Origin of the sequence: Pseudomonas sp. JV245A, from assembly GCF_032424515.1 — a bacterium.
Classification (GTDB): Bacteria; Pseudomonadota; Gammaproteobacteria; order Pseudomonadales; family Pseudomonadaceae; genus Aquipseudomonas; species Aquipseudomonas protegens.
The window spans coordinates 12,077-28,189 of record NZ_VYKE01000039.1 but is presented as its reverse complement, the minus strand read 5'-3'; the positions used below and the strand labels follow the sequence as shown (position 1 = coordinate 28,189).

The window sequence follows — 16,113 nt, the reverse complement described above, 5'->3', positions numbered from 1 at the left end:
ATGTTATTTCAGCAATCCACACGACTGGCACAGGTCAACTGCCCCCTGGGCCCGGACGTCCTGCTGCTCAAGAGCCTGGGCGGCGGCGAGGAGCTGGGGCGGCTGTTCGACTACCAGCTGCAACTGGCCTCCAGTGACGCCAACATCGACCTCAACCAGTTGCTGGGCAAGCCCATGGGCCTCAGCGTACAGCTGGACGGCGGCGGCCAGCGGTACTTCCACGGCATCGTCGCGCGCTGCAGCCAGAACATCGACACCGGCCAGTTCGCCAGCTACGAGGTGACGCTGCGCCCCTGGCTGTGGCTGCTGAGTCGCACCTCCGACTGCCGGATTTTCCAGAACCTGAGCATCCCGCAGATCATCAAGCAGGTGTTCCGCGACCTGGGCTTTTCCGATTTCGAAGACGCCCTGAGCCGCCCCTACCGGGAGTGGGAGTACTGCGTGCAGTACCGCGAGACCAGCTTCGATTTCGTCAGCCGGCTGATGGAACAGGAAGGTATCTACTACTTCTTCCGCCACGAGAAGGACCGCCACGTGGTGGTGCTGGCCGACGCCTATGGCGCTCACAGCAGCGTGCCCGGCTACGCCTCGGTGCCCTACTACCCGCGAGACGAGCAGCAGCGCGAGCGCGACCACATGTTCGACTGGCACCTGGCCCAGGAGGTGCAGCCCGGCTCGCTGGAGCTCAACGACTATGATTTCCAGCGCCCCAGCGCCCGGATCGACGTGCGCTCGGCCATGCCGCGGCCCCACAGCGCCGGCGACTACCCGCTCTACGACTACCCCGGCACCTACGTGCAGAGCAGCGACGGCGAGCACTATGCCCAGACCCGTATCGAGGCCCTGCAAAGCCTGCATGAGCGCATCGAGCTCAGCGGCAACGCCCGGGGGTTGGGGGTGGGCAACCTGTTCAGCCTCACCGGCTTCAGCCGCCAGGACCAGAACCGCGAATACCTGATCGTCAGCATCCGCTACTACCTGGTCCAGGAAAGCCTGGAGAGCGGCGCTGGCGGCGGCTCGGCGCAGTTCGAGAGCCACCTGACCTGCATCGACGCCCAGCAGAGCTTCCGCCCCCTGGCCACCACCCACAAGCCCATGGTCCAGGGCCCGCAGACCGCGCGAGTGGTGGGCCCGGCCGGGGAAGAGATCTGGACCGACCAGTACGGCCGGGTCAAGGTGCACTTCCACTGGGACCGCCACGACCAGTCCAACGAAAACAGCTCGTGCTGGATTCGCGTGTCCCAGGCCTGGGCCGGGAAGAACTGGGGCTCGATGCAGATCCCGCGCATCGGCCAGGAAGTCATCGTCAGCTTCCTGGAAGGCGATCCCGACCGCCCGATCATCACCGGCCGGGTCTACAACGCCGAACAGACCGTGCCCTACGACCTGCCCGCCAACGCCACCCAGAGCGGCATGAAGAGCCGTTCGAGCAAGGGCGGCAGCCCGGCCAACTTCAATGAAATCCGCATGGAAGACAAAAAGGGTGCGGAGCAGCTGTACATCCACGCCGAGCGCAACCAGGACATCGTGGTCGAGGTCAACGAAAGCCATTCGGTGGGCAACAACCGCAACAAGAGCATCGGCCACGACGAGTACGTGACCATCGGCAACAAGCGCACGCGCATCGTCCAGCACGTGGATGAGCTGCGGGTGGGCGAGAAGAAGCTCGACAGCGTCGGCCAGAGCTATGTGATCGAGGTCGGCGAGCGCCTGCGCCTGGTATGCGGGGCCAGCATCCTGGAGCTCAACGCCAGCGGCCAGATCAACCTGTGCGGGGTCAACATCAGCGTGCATGCCTCGGCCGATGCCGAGATCAATACCGGTGGCGTGCTGCACCTGAACAACGGCGGCGGCCCGGGCACCACCACCGAGGGCCAGGGTGTGCAGGGCGCCATCAGCGCCAAGGCCAAAGCCCCCTTTTCCGCCCCCAAAGGCTAATGAACGGACGCCCATGCCATGACCTATCGCCTCAATGAATTGCAGTTCCAGCTGCCTGCCGGCGAACTGCAGGACGCCTCGATCAATATCCTCAAGTTCCCGGCCCTGGGCACTTCGCTGATCGTCAGCCGCAGCCTGCTGGGGGACGGCGAAACCCTGGAGAGCAACCTGGCCAGCCAGCTGCAGCGGCTGGAGCAGCAAGTCCAGGACCTGCGCTGCCAGGCTCCGCAACCGGTGCTGCTGGGCCCGGCCCAGGACATCCAGGGCCTGGAGCTGCGCAGCCAGTTCAACAAGGGCAAAGAACAGGTGTTCCAGTTCCAGCTGGCCCTGGTGCTGCCCGGCACCCGACAGATGCTCGCCATGAGCTACGTCAAGGCACAGAAGCTCGGCGACGCGGAAGCCGCCCATTGGGCGCAGATCAAGAACACCCTGGTGCTGGGCTGAGGCAGGGCCATGTCTGACGCACTGTGGGCCGCCCGCCTGGGTGACGGGCTGGAACACACCTCGATGATGGCCGACATTCTCGGCGGTGTGCTGGAGGTGGCGGCCAACGTTGCCATCGGCGCCCTGGCGACCATGGCAGTAGCCGCGGCGGCAGGCATCACCGTGGCCACCGGCGGCCTCGGCGCCTGTGTGCTGGGGCTGGTGGTGGGCGTCGTCGTCGGTGTGGTCATGAGCAAGACCGGAGCCGACAAGGGCCTGAGCAATTTATGCGAGGGTATCGCCAACGCCCTGTTCCCGCCCTCGATCCAGGCCACCATCGCCAGCGGCTCGAAAAAGGTCCTGACCAACAACAAGCCGGCGGCCCGCGCGGCCGGCATCGCACCGCCGACACAGATCAGCGGCGACGGCGCCGAAGAAGGCGAAGCCACCGACACCCCGTCGGCAACGCCCGAGGAAGGGCCCGGTTTCCTCGACATGGCCAAGGAGTTTTTCTCGCAGATGTGGCGGCCCACCGTGGCCTCCCCGGCGCCAGGCTCCCAGACCAAGGAACTGGACCTGGTGACCTGCACCAAGCACCCGCCGATGCCGGTGCAGTATCTGGCTGAAGGCTCGGAAAAGGTCAGCATCGACGGCCAGCCGGCAGTACGCAGCGGCGACCGCAGCACCTGCGATGCCAAGGTAGTGTCGGCCGGGCCTATCTCCCCGAACGTGACCATCGGCGGTGGCTCGGTGGTGGTGCGCGAGATCCGTAGCGGCAAGACCCCGGGGGTGGGCCTGGCGGTGACCGTGCTGATGATGCTCAAGGGCGGCAAGGGCAAGTTCAAGGCCAACCTGCCGTGCATGCTGATGGCCGGGGTCAATTCGTTTGTTGTCAGCCAGGCTTCGGGGGCCCTGACCCAGGCCATCGCCGGCTCGCCCAATCCGGTGCATGCCGCGACTGGGGCCAAGGTGCTGGGTGGCGAGGATGACCTGGACTTCGTCCTCCCTGGCATGCTGCCGATCGCCTGGCAGCGCTTCTACAACAGTCGCGATGAACGCCAGGACGGCCTGTTCGGGACCGGATGGAGCGTGCACTTCGAAGTCAGCGTGCAGATCGAGACGCATCCCGAAGGAGGCGAACGGCTGCTTTACACCGATGAGCAGGGACGCCAGATCGACATGGGCTCGATTGCTCCGGGTGGCGCCACGTTCAGCCCCGGAACCGGCCTGAGCGTAAGGCGCAATACCGATGGCCGCTTGCTGATCGAAAGCAGCGATGGTGTGTATCGGCTGTTCGAGCCCAGCCCCGGCAACCCGCTGCGACTGCGCCTGAGCCTGCTGGGGGATCGCAACGACAACCGGATCCATCTCGACTACGACCCGAGTGGACGCATCACCCGCCTGCGGGACAGCTTCGACCTGCTCCAGGTGGAGCTGATTCCCAGCAACCAATGGCCAGGACGGCTGGCGCGGATCGAGCGGCTGCACGCCGACCAGCAGCGCGAGGTCCTGGCCAGTTATGACTACGATACCCAGGGCAATCTCGCCCAGGTGCGCGATGCCAGTGGCCAAGTCAGCCGACGCTTTGCCTATGACCCGCAGCAGCGCATGGTGGAGCATCAACTGCCCACCGGCTTGCGTTGTTTTTACGCCTGGGCCCGGGTCGATGAGCGCGAATGGCGCGTGGTCCGGCACTGGACCGACGCCGGTGACGAGTACCATTTCGACTACGACCTGCAAGCCGGTATTACCCGCATCACCGATGGTTTGCAGCGTCAGAGCCTGCGCAAGTGGAACCCTCAGCACCAGATCACCGAATACCAGGACAAGCTTGGCCAGGTCTGGCGGTTCCAGTGGAACGAAGAGCGCCAGTTACTCGGCGCCACGGACCCGCAGGGCGGCCAGTATCAGTACAGCTACGACGAAACCGGCAACCTGTGTAGCCATGTCGATCCCCTGGGCCGCAACGAATCGACCCTGTGGCTTGAGCATTGGTCGCTGCCTCTGACAGAAACCGATGCCGCCGGCAACAGCTGGAGCTACCAGTACGACAAGCGTGGCAATTGCATTGGCGAAACCGACCCACTGGGTAATAGCACCCGCTATCGCTACGACCATCATGGTCGGGTGGTGGAAATCATCGATGCCGGTGGCAAGCGTAAGCAACTGACCTGGAATGACCTGGGCCAGTTGCTCAAATACGTCGACTGCTCGGGCTACCCCACCCGCTTCAGTTATGACCGCCACGGCTATCTTCAGGTGGCGACCGATGCCCTCGGTGAGCGCCAGACCTTCGAGCACGACCCACAGGGGCGTCTGCTGAGCATTCAACTGGCCGACGGCCGCATCGAGCAGTACCAGCGCAACACCGCCGGTCAATTGCTTTGCTACACCGATCCGGCGGGACACAGCAGCCGCTACGAATACGATCGGCGCGGCAAGCTCCAGGTGCGCATCGATGCCCATGGCCGGCGTGTCCACTTCAACTACGACACTTACGGGCGCCTGCAGACGCTGACCAACGAGAACGCCGAGAGCTACCGCTTCACCTGGGACGCCGCCGATCGACTGCTGGAGCAGCGCGACCTCGACGGCAGTGCCCGGCGTTTTGCCTACGACCCGATGGATAACGCCGTCAGGATGGAGTTCACCCCGGCGCCCCAGGACGGCAATTCAGCCTCGCCCCCCAGCCCCTCTATCGTCCACCTGTTCGAGCGGGATGCGGTGGGGCGCATGGTCGCCAAGGTCACCGACGATGGCCGCAGCGAGTACCTCTACGACCCGCTGAATCAACTGCTCGGCGCCACCTTTACCGACCGGCATGGCCAGAGCCGCGCATTGGGCTTTACCTACGATGCCCTGGGCCAGCTTCTGACGGAGCAAAGCGCGGCGGGTGAGTTGCGCCACCATTACGACGAACTGGGCAACTTGACCCAGACCCAACTGGCCGATGGGCGCTGGATCAACCGGCTGTATTACGGCAGCGGTCATCTGCATCAGATCAACCTCGACGGCCAGCTCATCAGCGACTTCGAGCGTGATCGCCTACACCGCGAAGTCCTGCGCACCCAGGGGCGGATCAGCACCCACAGCGAATATGACCGCACCGGCCGCTTGCGCTCGCGTATGCGGCGCCCCACGGGCCAGCAGCCACGGTTGTCGGCCTCCCGGGAACGGCAGTTCGCCTACGATCCCGCCAATCAGCTGGTGGGGCGCCTCGATCGCCTACCCCAGGGCGAGCACCGGCAGTTGCTGCACTACGATGCCACTGGCCGGATCATGGCCAGCCAGGACAGCCCTCAAGGCACCAGCGAAACCTTTGCCTACGATGCCGCGGCCAACCTGCTGGACGGACCGCAAGCCGGGGCCGGGCTGGTGGTCCATAACAAGCTGCTGACCTACCAGGACAAACGCTATCGCTACGACGCCTTTGGCCGGGTGGTGGAAAAGCGCAGCGGCAGCCGACGCATCCAGCACCTGCGCTATGACGCGGAACATCGACTGGTGGAAGTACGTACCCAGGATGGAGCCCGGGAAACCCTGGTGCGCATGGGCTATGACCCACTGGGGCGGCGGACCGAAAAGATCGAACTCGACCTTCAGGGTCAGGTACTGAACGAAACCCGCTTCACCTGGAACGGCTTACGACTGCTGCAGGAGCAGAAAAACGGCCTGAGCAGCCTCTATCTGTATGCCGACGAGGGCTATGAAGTGCTGGCGCGAGTCGATGGTATCGGCGCACAACAAAAGATCCGCTATTACCACAATGACCTCAACGGCCTGCCCGAGCAGTTGACGGAAGCCGATGGGCATGTGCTGTGGCAGGCTCGCTATCAGGTCTGGGGCAACTGTCTCGAAGAACAGCGCGAAGCCCATTTCCTCGAAGAGCAGAACCTGAGATTCCAGGGACAGTACCTGGATCGGGAAACCGGGTTGCACTACAACACCTTGCGTTTCTATGACCCGGATATAGGCCGCTTTACCACACCTGACCCGATTGGACTGGAAGGTGGTTTCAACCTCTATCTCTATGGGCCCAGCACGGCCATCTGGATCGATCCCCTGGGCCTGACCGCCGAGGAACTCGGCAAGAACATGGCCAATGCCGGGCGACCGCTGGCACCGGGACAAACCCCGCACCATGCGATCAAGGAGAATGCGACCAATATCTACGCCAAGAACTCACGCAAGATCCTCGAAGACGCCAAGCTGCACCCGGATATCCCAGAGAACGGTGCAAGACTCTGGGGCACGCACCCCAACCAACTGGCCCAGCCTGGGCACCCAGGCAAGGACGCGGCGAAGGCGGCAGGCAACTATCACGGTGGAACTCATATTCACGGCAAGGAAAACGACAAGCTGCTGTACAAGATCCTAAAATCCGCCAAGCGCAAGAATCTGAACATGAGAAACGTGCTTGCCAACATCACGGGAAGAATGGAAAACGGCTCGTGGAAAAAATCCTTCAACGCCTGCGGGGGGAAATAACCCAATGAATGTCATGCACAACCCGGAGCTTGAAAGCCGGCGCAACACCCTCGGCGAGCTGTTCAAGCGTTATGGACCGCAAATTCACCAGCACTATCAGGCGATCAGGCAAGCCGTGGTCCGCTGGGAGTATTCCCTAGGCCCGACCCTGGAGTTCATCCCCTTTGAACGCTTGATCCCCAGCGTCAGCAAGGAGGGAAAGCCCCTGGCGTCGCTGAGCAAGGCCAACCGTGAGTCGAAGAATCTGCAGGCCTATGGTTTCGATGCCGACGGACAACTGATCCTGAGCATCAGCCGCTTTGACAAGGACGTGACCACCTACGGTGAAAACATCCGCTATCGCCATCTGTTCGATGGCAAGGCCCTGATCGTCAACGCGCACATTTATGAAGCACGACCGGAGGAGTCGCGCCTGATGTCCCTGTGCTGGACCTATAGCGCCGACAACCTGAACTACTACCTGTCCGTCACGCCACCCAGTAACTGGTACGTCCGCGTCGACCAGTTGCAAGCCGGGCGCGTCGCCAGGGCCTCGTCCTTCGCCACCAGTTGGTTCAAGCAGCTCGACTATGACCTCGCCTATGACCCAGATCAGACCCTGTCGACGGTCATGATCGGTGAGCACCTGCATTGGCAGCGCGGCAGCTGACAGGGTTCAAGGCTGGCCGGGAGTCTATTACCAGTAGGAACAGATGATGATCTTGAGCTGGAAGCCCCCGATCCAATCCAACCCGAAGCTGATCCGGCCCTTGCGCCTGGTGGCCGACCAGCAGGAGATCAACCAGCCGTACTACATCGTCAACGCCATTCAAGCCGTCAGCGCCATCGACCACGCGCGTTCCGAAGCGGAGCGCGACGATGACGGCACCCTGCTCTATTTCAACAGGACCTGGTTTCTTGAGAACGCCCCGGGCATGGGCCAGATCACCCGGGAACCGGAGTCCGGGGACTTGTTGATCAGCGCAACGCTGGCCGACCGCTTGATCGACGCGGGCTTCAAGGGTGACAAGGGGCTAGGGCTGTACAGCGCCGAACGGCGTTTCGGGCCTTATCGGAACAATGCCTGAGCCCATGCGGGCAATCCGATCAAATCGCCGAGCCGCGATTCTTGCCCGGCTTGATGATCAGCAACGCGTCCAGCTCGCGCTTTCTGGCGCGGCTGACGAACGCCAGCGCGGCCTGCAGATCCTGTTCGAACAGTTCGAAGGTCGCGCGCTCGATGGCGTAGTACTCCTCGTAGTCGACCACCCCAAGGCTCACCGGAAAGGTCAGGTAGTACTGGCCGGTGGATTCCTCGATGCCCATCGAGAACATCTCCTCGCGACTGACGAACAGATCGTTGAACTTCATGCGGTTCCTAGAGTTCGGCTACCGGGCAATGCGCCTCAGGGCAGGTTGACCGATCAGGCTTTCGAAGGCTGCGGCTTGAGGCTCTGCATGGCCTGTTTCCAGGCCGGCTCATGATGCACCAGGTCGTTGACCGTGGTGGTCAGGGTGGTGATCAGCACGGCCGGCTTACGCTCGATGAAGACCTGGCGCAGCATCAGCTCGCGCCCTTCGCGTTTCCAGCTGTAGTCCAGCAGCACGGCGGCATGGCCCTGCATGTCGAAGTCCCAGCGCTTGATCAGGTTGAAACCTGGCAGTTGCTGCTCGGCAGCATTCAGCTGCGCGGCGACATAATCGGCAAAGGCGGCGTCGCCCTGGCTCGGGTCGCGGCTGATGACGAAGCTGGCTTCCTGGGCACCGCCAACGGCTGGCAGCTTGAAGATATTGATGCTCTGGTCCTGCCAGGCGTCAGGAATATCGAGATCGGCTTCTTGAATGCGGTAGGTGGACAAGAGTTTGGCGTTCCATGCTGAAAGGGTGATTCGGAGAGTGGCAAATATTCAGGCAACGGCCGGCAACAATCAAGGAACCACTCGGCAACTCTGCGCAGCGGCCGTGGCCCCTCAACGCGCTTCCAGGCAGGACGCGTAGGCACGGGCGAAGCCTTGATCGAACTTGAGGGCCTGGGGCTCTTCGGGATCGATGCTGACGTTCCACAGGGCCTGCTGCGGCACGTCGTAGCGGACCCAGCCGATGATCCCGCTGCCGGAGGTTTCGTAGAACAGCTGCAGGCTCAGTTGGTCGCCATCGTCGCGGTCGATCAGCAGCTTGAGGTGCTCCGGGGTGGTGAAGTCGCGGTAGGGAAAATCGCTGCTGCGCACCAGTTCGGTGAGGTAGCCGTAGCAACCCTTGCCCGGGTTCGATTCATCCGCCAGGGCGGGCGGGGCCGCGCAGGCGATCAGCAGGCCCAGGCCTGCCAGGTTCAGGTACCGCATGATTGCCCCTTGAGGGTGAGGGTTTCGACCTGGTCGTTCATCTCGATGCGCGCCAGCACCTGGCGGTCGTGAGACTCCTGGTACTCGCTGAAATTGTTGCGCTTGAGGATGTTCAGGGTGACCCGGATATGAGCGCCGGTGTTCTGGTACTCGCTGCGTTCCGGGCCCTGGGCGGCGCCGGTGAGTTCCACCAGCTGGCCGGCGGTCTTGAGGTAAAGAAAGCGCTGGTCCACTTCCACCAGCAGGCGCGGAGCCCTGGGCGCCACGCTGTAGTCCTCGCGGGCCAGGGAATAGCCGCAGAGCCAGGCGCCGGAACTGTCGTATTTCTGGCTGTGGAACCAGCTGAGGGCCTCGCGATAGCCGATCTGCTCCAGTCGCGAGTCGTTGCCGGCAGCGGCCGATGACAGGCCAAGGCTGAACAGGCAGCCCACGACCAGGGCAACTAAACCGGGGCTTGCCAGGCCGTGCAGCAGGGCGGCCCATGAAAGGGGGCTGTCAGTGGGGCGGGTCATCCTTGGCCTTAGATCAAAAATCGAACGATCGCGCATCCTAGCCACGCCAAAGCGGCTTCGCAAGAACATCTGCGGGCAAACGGCAGGCAAAAAAATAGGCACCCGATGCGCTCGGCGTGCCTATTTCCCCTGCGTGCTCCCGCTGCCGGGAGCCCGCTCAATGCTTATGGGTTGACGCTGTCTTTCAGCGACTTGCCCGGTTTGAATGCCACGGTGTTGCTGGCCTTGATCTTTACCGGCTCGCCGGTCTGCGGGTTCTTGCCGGTGCGGGCGCCACGGTGGCGTTGCAGGAAGGTGCCAAAACCAACCAGGGTGACGCTGTCTTTGCGGTGCAGAGCCCCGGTGATCTCTTCAAGAATGGCGTTGAGCACGCGATTGGCCTGCTCTTTGGTCAGGTCCGCTTTTTCAGCAATGGCTGCGGCGAGTTCTGGTTTACGCATAGTGTGAAGCCTCTTTGACGGTTTTTTGTTGTTATGTCCGTGCTGTTCACGGGAACAGCGCCCAAGGCGCCGCAGGCTCTACGCTGCGGCAGACGGGTGTGAGGATGGCACGCGCTTGAGAGTGGCGCCAGTCTCCCCGCGACCTTTGTGAGGGCAAGAACCGGGTTATTCCGACAGAACGACCGGTATTTAAGCCAGCAACGCAGGAAGTTCCTTGTTCAGGGCCAGTTTTTCCATCACCGCGGCCCCGGTCAGGGCGTAGCCCAGCAACTGGCCTTCGGCGTTGCGGCACAGGACCTTGATGTCGGCCCCCTGCCCTTCTGCAGTCCATACGCCTTCGGCGCCACGGGGCGGCGGCGACACCACCAGGGGGCAGACCGGAGTCTTGACGGTGATCGGCATCGGCCCGTAGCTGACCGCCGTCGGCTTGCCCGCCAGGGTCTGCGCCAGCGCCCGGGCGCAGCTCATCAGCGGCATCACGTACAGCAGGTTGAGACCGTCGACCTCGGCGCAATCGCCCAGGGCATAGATATTGGCGTGGGAGGTTTTCAGCTCGCGGTCCACCACCACTCCGCGATTGACCACCAGCCCGGCGGCAGCCGCCAGGTCGATGCGCGGGCGCAGGCCGATGGCCGAGACCACCAGGTCGCAGGCGATCACCTGGCCATCGGACAGGTGGGCTTCCAGACCGTCGGCGCTGCGCTGCAGGCGGTTGAGCACCGGGCCCAGGTGGAAGCGCGCGCCCAGGCTCTCCAGCCCGGCCTGGACCGCCGCCGCTGCGGCCGGGTGCAGCAGGGTCGGCATCACCTGCTCGCAAGGTGCCACCAGGTCCACGCTGTAGCCGCCGAGGATCAGGTCATTGGCGAACTCGCAGCCGATCAGCCCGGCGCCCAGCAGCAGCACCCGACGCTTGCCGGCCGCGGCGCTGCGAAAGCGCGCGTAGTCTTCCAGGTCATTGATGGGGAAAATCAGTTCGGATGCGTCGCCCTGCACCGGCACCCGCACGGTTTCCGCGCCCCAGGCCAGGATCAGGTCGCGATAGGCCACCGCTTCCTCGCCGATCCACAGACGCTTGTGGCCCGGGTCGATGCCGCTGATGCGGGTGTGGGTGCGGACCTCGGCCTTGAGCTGCTCGGCCATGGCGCCGGGCTCGGCCATGCTCAGGCCGTCGGCGTCCTTGTTCTTGCCGAAGCCGGTGGACAGCATCGGCTTGGAGTAGGAACGGCCATCGTCGGCAGTGATCAACAGCAGCGGCGTCTCGCTGTCGAGCTTGCGAAACTCCCGGGCCAGGTTGTAACCCGCCAGGCCCGTCCCCACGATCACTACCGGTGCGCTCATTCCCTGCTCCTTGTTATTGGTTGTTCAAGCCACAAAAGTCGATCAAGCGATCTCGATCATTTCGAAATCCATCTTGCCCACGCCGCAGTCCGGGCAGAGCCAGTCCGCGGGTACATCTTCCCAACGGGTACCCGGCAAAATACCGTCGTCCGGCCAGCCTTCCGCTTCGTTGTAAATCAGGCCGCAGACCACACATTGCCACTTTTTCATTGATGCATTTCCTCAAGGGTTCAGGCTTCGCCGGTGGGTCGGTCGATGGATCGACTCTAGAAGGCCACGCTGATCAGCGTCCGGCACTGGGGTTTTTTACTGATCACTACCGGCAGATGCAAGCACGTTCGTGCCGCCGGGCGTCCTGGATCAATCAAAACCGGCGATCGCCATGCTAAGCTCGCCGCCTCATTTGCTGCCAATACTGACCCACTGTGCCGCACTCAATGCCCCCCGCCCCGGCCCCCACCTGGCTGGTGCAAAGCCGTTTGTCCCCCTTCCCCGGCACAGCCGTTGCCAACTGGCTGTTCGATGAAGGGTCGCTGACCCGGCGCCTGACCCGGCTGTCCCACAACGCCTTCAGCGTCACCCCGCTGGTGCAAGAGTGGCAAACCCTGCGCAACGACGAATGCGCCGCCCTGGGCCTGCCCGAACAGAGCGAAGGCTGGGTGCGCGAGGTGTACTTGCGCGGGCACGGCCAGGCCTGGGTGTTCGCCCGTAGCGTCGCCGCCCGCAGCGCCCTGCTCGAAGGCGGCCTGAATATCGACGAACTGGGCAGCCGCTCCCTGGGCGAGTTGCTGTTCTGCGACCAGGCCTTTACCCGCCAGCCCATCGAAGTCTGCCGCTACCCCCGGCACTGGCTGCCCGCTGCCGTTGCCGACAACGGCCTGTGGGGCCGTCGCTCACGCTTTGACCGCGGCCCCCTGAGCCTGCTGGTGGCGGAAATCTTCCTGCCCAGCCTGTGGACCGCCATAGACGCCCGACCGGAGGCCTGCTGATGTACCTGAGCCTGCTCAAATCCCTCAATCGCCTGCACCCGCGGGCCTGGGACTTCCTGCAACTGGCGCGCATGGACAAGCCCATCGGCATCTATCTGCTGCTATGGCCAACCCTGGTGGCGCTGTGGATCGCCGCCGAGGGCCAGCCGTCCCTGAGCCATGTGCTGATCTTCACCTTCGGGGTGGTGCTGACCCGCGCCGGCGGCTGCGCCATCAACGACTTCGCCGACCGCAAGGTGGACGGCCAGGTCAAGCGCACCGACCAGCGGCCCCTGGCCACCGGCAAAGTCAGCGCCAAGGAGGCCCTGATACTGTTCGCGGTGCTGATGGGCGCCGCCTTCCTGCTGGTGCTGTGCACCAACGCCACCACGGTCTGGCTGTCGTTCGGCGCCCTGGCCCTGGCCGCCTGCTACCCCTTCATGAAGCGCTACACCTATTACCCGCAGGTGGTACTGGGGGCGGCGTATTCCTGGGGCATCCTGATGACCTTCACCGCGCAGAACGGCGAACTGCCGGCCACCGCGTGGCTGCTGTACATCGCCAACCTGCTGTGGACCGTGGGCTACGACACTTACTACGCCATGACCGACCGTGACGATGACCTGAAAATCGGGGTCAAGTCCACGGCGATCCTGTTCGGCGATGCCGACCGGGTGATCATTCTCACCCTGCAGGGCTTGTCCCTGGGCTGCCTGCTGCTGGCCGGGGCACGGTTCAATCTGGGGGGCTGGTTCCACCTGGGGCTGGCGGTGGCGGCGGCGTGTTTCGCCTGGGAGTTCTGGTACACCCGCGATCGCGACCGGATGAAGTGCTTCAAGGCCTTCCTGCATAACCACTGGGCGGGCCTGGCGATCTTTGTCGGGGTGGTGCTGGACTACGCGTTGCGCTAGACCGTCAAGCAAGGCCCTATGGGCCTTTTCGCAGCTTCACGATGGCTCGGCAGCGGCTACAGAGATCGGTGTAGCCGCTGCCGCAAGCTGCCAATGGCCCGGAGGGCGGCGGGAGGTCAGTCGGATTTCGCGACCTTCCAGGCGCCGTCCATCTTGCCTTCGCCGGTCATGTCACCGGCCTTCTTGTCCATCACGAAGCCGTACAGCGGCTTGCCGTCGTAGGCCCACTGCATCTTGCCGTCGTCACGCTTGATCACCGTCCACTTGCCCATGGCCTTGTCACTGCCCTCGGCCATCAGCGGCGGCCAGTTGGCAGCGCATTTGTCATTGCACATGGACTTGCCGTCGGCATCCTTGGCAAAGGTGTAGAGGGTCATGCCCTTGTGGTCCACCAGCACGCCGTCCTTGCTCATTGCCGGGTCGGCGGCCATGGCGAATGTCGGCAGGGCCAGGACAGCGCCTACCAGCAGGACTTTCAACGATTGCTTGAACAGAGTCATGGAAACCTTCTTTTGTGGTTGTCAGGAATCGGACTCAAAGCTTAGTCCACGAAGCAGCACCCCGCCCCGCGACCTGAAATACTGTCACACGACTGCAATAATTCCGTTATCTAATGCGGCGCAAGACAGTTAAATGACAAGAGGTTCAAGCATGGTTGGCAGAAGCATTCTGATCGTTGACGACGAAGCGCCTATTCGCGAAATGATCGCCGTTGCGTTGGAAATGGCCGGCTATGACTGCATGGAGGCAGAGAACTCTCAGCAGGCCCATGCCATCATCGTCGACCGCAAGCCGGACCTGATCCTGCTGGACTGGATGCTGCCCGGCACTTCCGGCATCGAGCTGGCGCGGCGCCTCAAGCGCGACGAGCTGACCGGGGACATCCCGATCATCATGCTCACCGCCAAGGGTGAAGAGGACAACAAGATCCAGGGCCTGGAAGTCGGCGCCGACGACTACATCACCAAGCCGTTCTCCCCCCGCGAACTGGTGGCCCGCCTAAAGGCCGTGCTGCGCCGTGCCGGCCCTACCGATGGCGAGGCGCCAATCGAAGTCGGCGGCCTGCTGCTGGACCCCATCAGCCACCGGGTGACCATCGACGGCAAGCCCGCGGAAATGGGCCCTACCGAATATCGCCTGCTGCAGTTCTTCATGACCCACCAGGAGCGTGCCTACACCCGTGGCCAGCTGCTGGACCAGGTCTGGGGTGGCAATGTGTACGTCGAGGAACGCACCGTGGACGTGCATATCCGCCGGCTGCGCAAGGCCCTGGGCGATGCCTACGAGAATCTGGTACAAACCGTGCGCGGCACCGGCTATCGTTTTTCCACCAAGGCCTGACGGCAGCGGCAAGCGACAAGCGGCACGCCGATGAGTGACCGCTTCAACACTTGCAGCTTGGAGCTGCGCCACCCTCCACGGACGTGTTTCAAGTGAATCAAAACTGGCATGGCACCCTGATTCGCCACATGTTGCTGTTGATCACCGGCTGCCTGCTGGTGGGCCTGATCAGCGGCTACTACGGCTGGAGCCTGGCCGCTGGCCTGGGCATCTACCTGGCCTGGACCCTCAAGCAGTTGCTGCGCCTGCACGAATGGCTGCGCCTGCATCAACCCGACGAAGCGCCCCCCGACGGTTATGGCCTGTGGGGCGAGGTGTTCGACAGCATCTACCACCTGCAACGCCGCGATCAGCGGGTACGCGGGCGCCTGCAGGCGGTGATCGATCGGGTCCAGGAGTCCACCGCGGCCCTTAAGGACGCGGTGATCATGCTCGACAGCGACGGCAACCTGGAATGGTGGAACCGCGCCGCCGAGACCCTGCTGGGGCTCAAGACGCCCCAGGACAGCGGCCAGCCGGTGACCAACCTAGTGCGCCATCCGCGCTTCAAGGAATACTTCGAGCAGGACAACTACGCCGAGCCGCTGGAAATCCCCTCCCCGGCCAACGACCGGGTACGCATCCAGCTCTATATCACCCGCTACGGCAACAACGAGCACCTGATGCTGGTGCGCGACGTAACCCGCATCCACCAGCTGGAACAGATGCGCAAGGACTTCATCGCCAACGTCTCCCACGAGCTGCGCACACCGCTGACGGTGATCTGCGGCTACCTGGAGACCCTGCTGGACAACGTCGAGGAAGTGAACCCGCGCTGGAGCCGCGCCCTGCAGCAGATGCAGCAGCAAGGCGGACGCATGCAGACCTTGCTCAACGACCTGCTGTTGCTGGCCAAGCTGGAGGCTACGGACTACCCGTCGGACAACCAGCCAGTGCCCATCGACGTGCTGCTGCAATCGATCAAGAGCGACGCCCAGGCGCTGTCCGGGGAACGCAACCAGCGCATCACCCTGGAAGCCGATGCCTCGGTACAACTCAAGGGCAGCGAGGCGGAGCTGCGCAGCGCCTTCTCCAACCTGGTGTTCAACGCAGTGAAATACACCCCGGCCGAAGGCAATATCCGCATTCGCTGGTGGGGCGACGAACAGGGCGCGCACCTGAGCGTGCAGGACTCGGGGATCGGCATCGACAACAAGCACCTGCCGCGCCTCACCGAACGCTTCTACCGGGTGGATTCGAGCCGCAACTCCAACACCGGCGGCACCGGCCTGGGCCTGGCCATCGTCAAGCATGTGCTGCTGCGCCACCGTGCGCGCCTGGAGATCAGCAGCGTGCTGGGCCATGGCAGCACCTTCACCTGCCATTTCGTTCCGGCCCAAGTGAAGAAAAACCGCACCCAGAGCCTGACCGACCAGCGCTGACAGCCACTCGCC

General features: G+C 63.5%; 17 protein-coding genes. 9 read left to right on the top strand and 8 right to left on the bottom strand.

The features are described 5' to 3' along the window. Genes F6S12_RS13630 through F6S12_RS13610 form a run of 5 tightly spaced genes read left to right on the top strand, consistent with a single transcriptional unit; the run spans position 1 to position 7,916 of the window. Positions 1 to 1,938 carry a type VI secretion system Vgr family protein gene (locus F6S12_RS13630; RefSeq protein ID WP_123472613.1) on the top strand — a complete coding sequence of 646 codons (1,938 nt, stop codon included), beginning with the start codon at positions 1 to 3 and terminating at the stop codon, positions 1,936 to 1,938. Positions 1,939 to 1,956: 18 nt separating this feature from the next. Next, entirely contained in the window at positions 1,957 to 2,382 is a 426-nt protein-coding gene (locus F6S12_RS13625; RefSeq protein WP_053154590.1) for a DcrB-related protein, read from the top strand. Between the two features lie 9 nt (positions 2,383 to 2,391). Continuing rightward, positions 2,392 to 6,849: an RHS repeat-associated core domain-containing protein gene (locus tag F6S12_RS13620; protein ID WP_315868980.1), complete on the top strand. Its 4,458-nt coding sequence runs from the start codon at positions 2,392 to 2,394 to the stop codon at positions 6,847 to 6,849. A 4-nt stretch (positions 6,850 to 6,853) separates the two neighbouring features. Beyond that, complete coding sequence (locus tag F6S12_RS13615; protein ID WP_315868979.1) at positions 6,854 to 7,498, top strand: hypothetical protein; 645 nt, start codon at positions 6,854 to 6,856, stop codon at positions 7,496 to 7,498. A 46-nt stretch (positions 7,499 to 7,544) separates the two neighbouring features. Further along, on the top strand, positions 7,545 to 7,916 hold the full coding sequence (locus F6S12_RS13610) for a hypothetical protein (protein WP_210457867.1): 372 nt from the start codon (positions 7,545 to 7,547) through the stop codon (positions 7,914 to 7,916). 19 nt (positions 7,917 to 7,935) lie between these two features. On the opposite strand, the gene F6S12_RS13605 is transcribed toward F6S12_RS13610, so the two are convergent. The 7 genes from F6S12_RS13605 to F6S12_RS13575 form a co-directional block, all read right to left on the bottom strand. After that, the gene (locus tag F6S12_RS13605; protein WP_041120412.1) at positions 7,936 to 8,199 is read right to left on the bottom strand and encodes a hypothetical protein; all 264 of its coding nucleotides are present in this window, start codon (positions 8,197 to 8,199) and stop codon (positions 7,936 to 7,938) included. Positions 8,200 to 8,252: 53 nt separating this feature from the next. Beyond that, positions 8,253 to 8,687, bottom strand: a complete 435-nt coding sequence (locus F6S12_RS13600) for a DcrB-related protein (protein WP_011064267.1) — start codon at positions 8,685 to 8,687, stop codon at positions 8,253 to 8,255. 111 nt (positions 8,688 to 8,798) lie between these two features. Further along, positions 8,799 to 9,170 (bottom strand): hypothetical protein, encoded by a 372-nt coding sequence (locus F6S12_RS13595; protein WP_123472611.1) that lies wholly within the window; start codon positions 9,168 to 9,170, stop codon positions 8,799 to 8,801. Next, entirely contained in the window at positions 9,158 to 9,682 is a 525-nt protein-coding gene (locus F6S12_RS13590) for a hypothetical protein (protein WP_041752690.1), read from the bottom strand. The genes F6S12_RS13595 and F6S12_RS13590 overlap by 13 nt, the downstream gene beginning before the upstream one ends. 164 nt (positions 9,683 to 9,846) lie before the next feature. Next, entirely contained in the window at positions 9,847 to 10,122 is a 276-nt protein-coding gene (locus tag F6S12_RS13585) for an HU family DNA-binding protein (protein WP_011064269.1), read from the bottom strand. 189 nt (positions 10,123 to 10,311) lie between these two features. Further along, entirely contained in the window at positions 10,312 to 11,460 is a 1,149-nt protein-coding gene (locus F6S12_RS13580; RefSeq protein WP_053154601.1) for an NAD(P)/FAD-dependent oxidoreductase, read from the bottom strand. Between the two features lie 42 nt (positions 11,461 to 11,502). Next, complete coding sequence (locus F6S12_RS13575) at positions 11,503 to 11,670, bottom strand: rubredoxin (protein ID WP_011064271.1); 168 nt, start codon at positions 11,668 to 11,670, stop codon at positions 11,503 to 11,505. Between the two features lie 215 nt (positions 11,671 to 11,885). On the opposite strand from F6S12_RS13575, the gene F6S12_RS13570 reads away from it, so the two are divergent. Then, positions 11,886 to 12,449 (top strand): chorismate--pyruvate lyase family protein, encoded by a 564-nt coding sequence (locus F6S12_RS13570; RefSeq protein ID WP_123431120.1) that lies wholly within the window; start codon positions 11,886 to 11,888, stop codon positions 12,447 to 12,449. Continuing rightward, the gene (ubiA, locus tag F6S12_RS13565) at positions 12,449 to 13,339 is read left to right on the top strand and encodes a 4-hydroxybenzoate octaprenyltransferase (protein ID WP_011064273.1); all 891 of its coding nucleotides are present in this window, start codon (positions 12,449 to 12,451) and stop codon (positions 13,337 to 13,339) included. Before F6S12_RS13570 ends, ubiA begins: the two co-directional genes overlap by 1 nt. Positions 13,340 to 13,455: 116 nt before the next feature. Here the strand turns inward: ubiA and F6S12_RS13560 are convergent, their stop codons facing one another. Then, positions 13,456 to 13,839, bottom strand: coding sequence for a hypothetical protein (locus F6S12_RS13560; protein WP_011064274.1), 384 nt, complete (start codon positions 13,837 to 13,839; stop codon positions 13,456 to 13,458). 151 nt (positions 13,840 to 13,990) lie between these two features. Here F6S12_RS13560 and phoB point away from each other — a divergent pair, with 151 nt between their 5' ends. Beyond that, positions 13,991 to 14,680, top strand: coding sequence for a phosphate regulon transcriptional regulator PhoB (phoB, locus tag F6S12_RS13555; protein ID WP_003177195.1), 690 nt, complete (start codon positions 13,991 to 13,993; stop codon positions 14,678 to 14,680). Positions 14,681 to 14,808: 128 nt separating this feature from the next. After that, positions 14,809 to 16,101: a phosphate regulon sensor histidine kinase PhoR gene (gene phoR / locus F6S12_RS13550; protein ID WP_217438475.1), complete on the top strand. Its 1,293-nt coding sequence runs from the start codon at positions 14,809 to 14,811 to the stop codon at positions 16,099 to 16,101. Positions 16,102 to 16,113 lie beyond the last annotated feature (12 nt).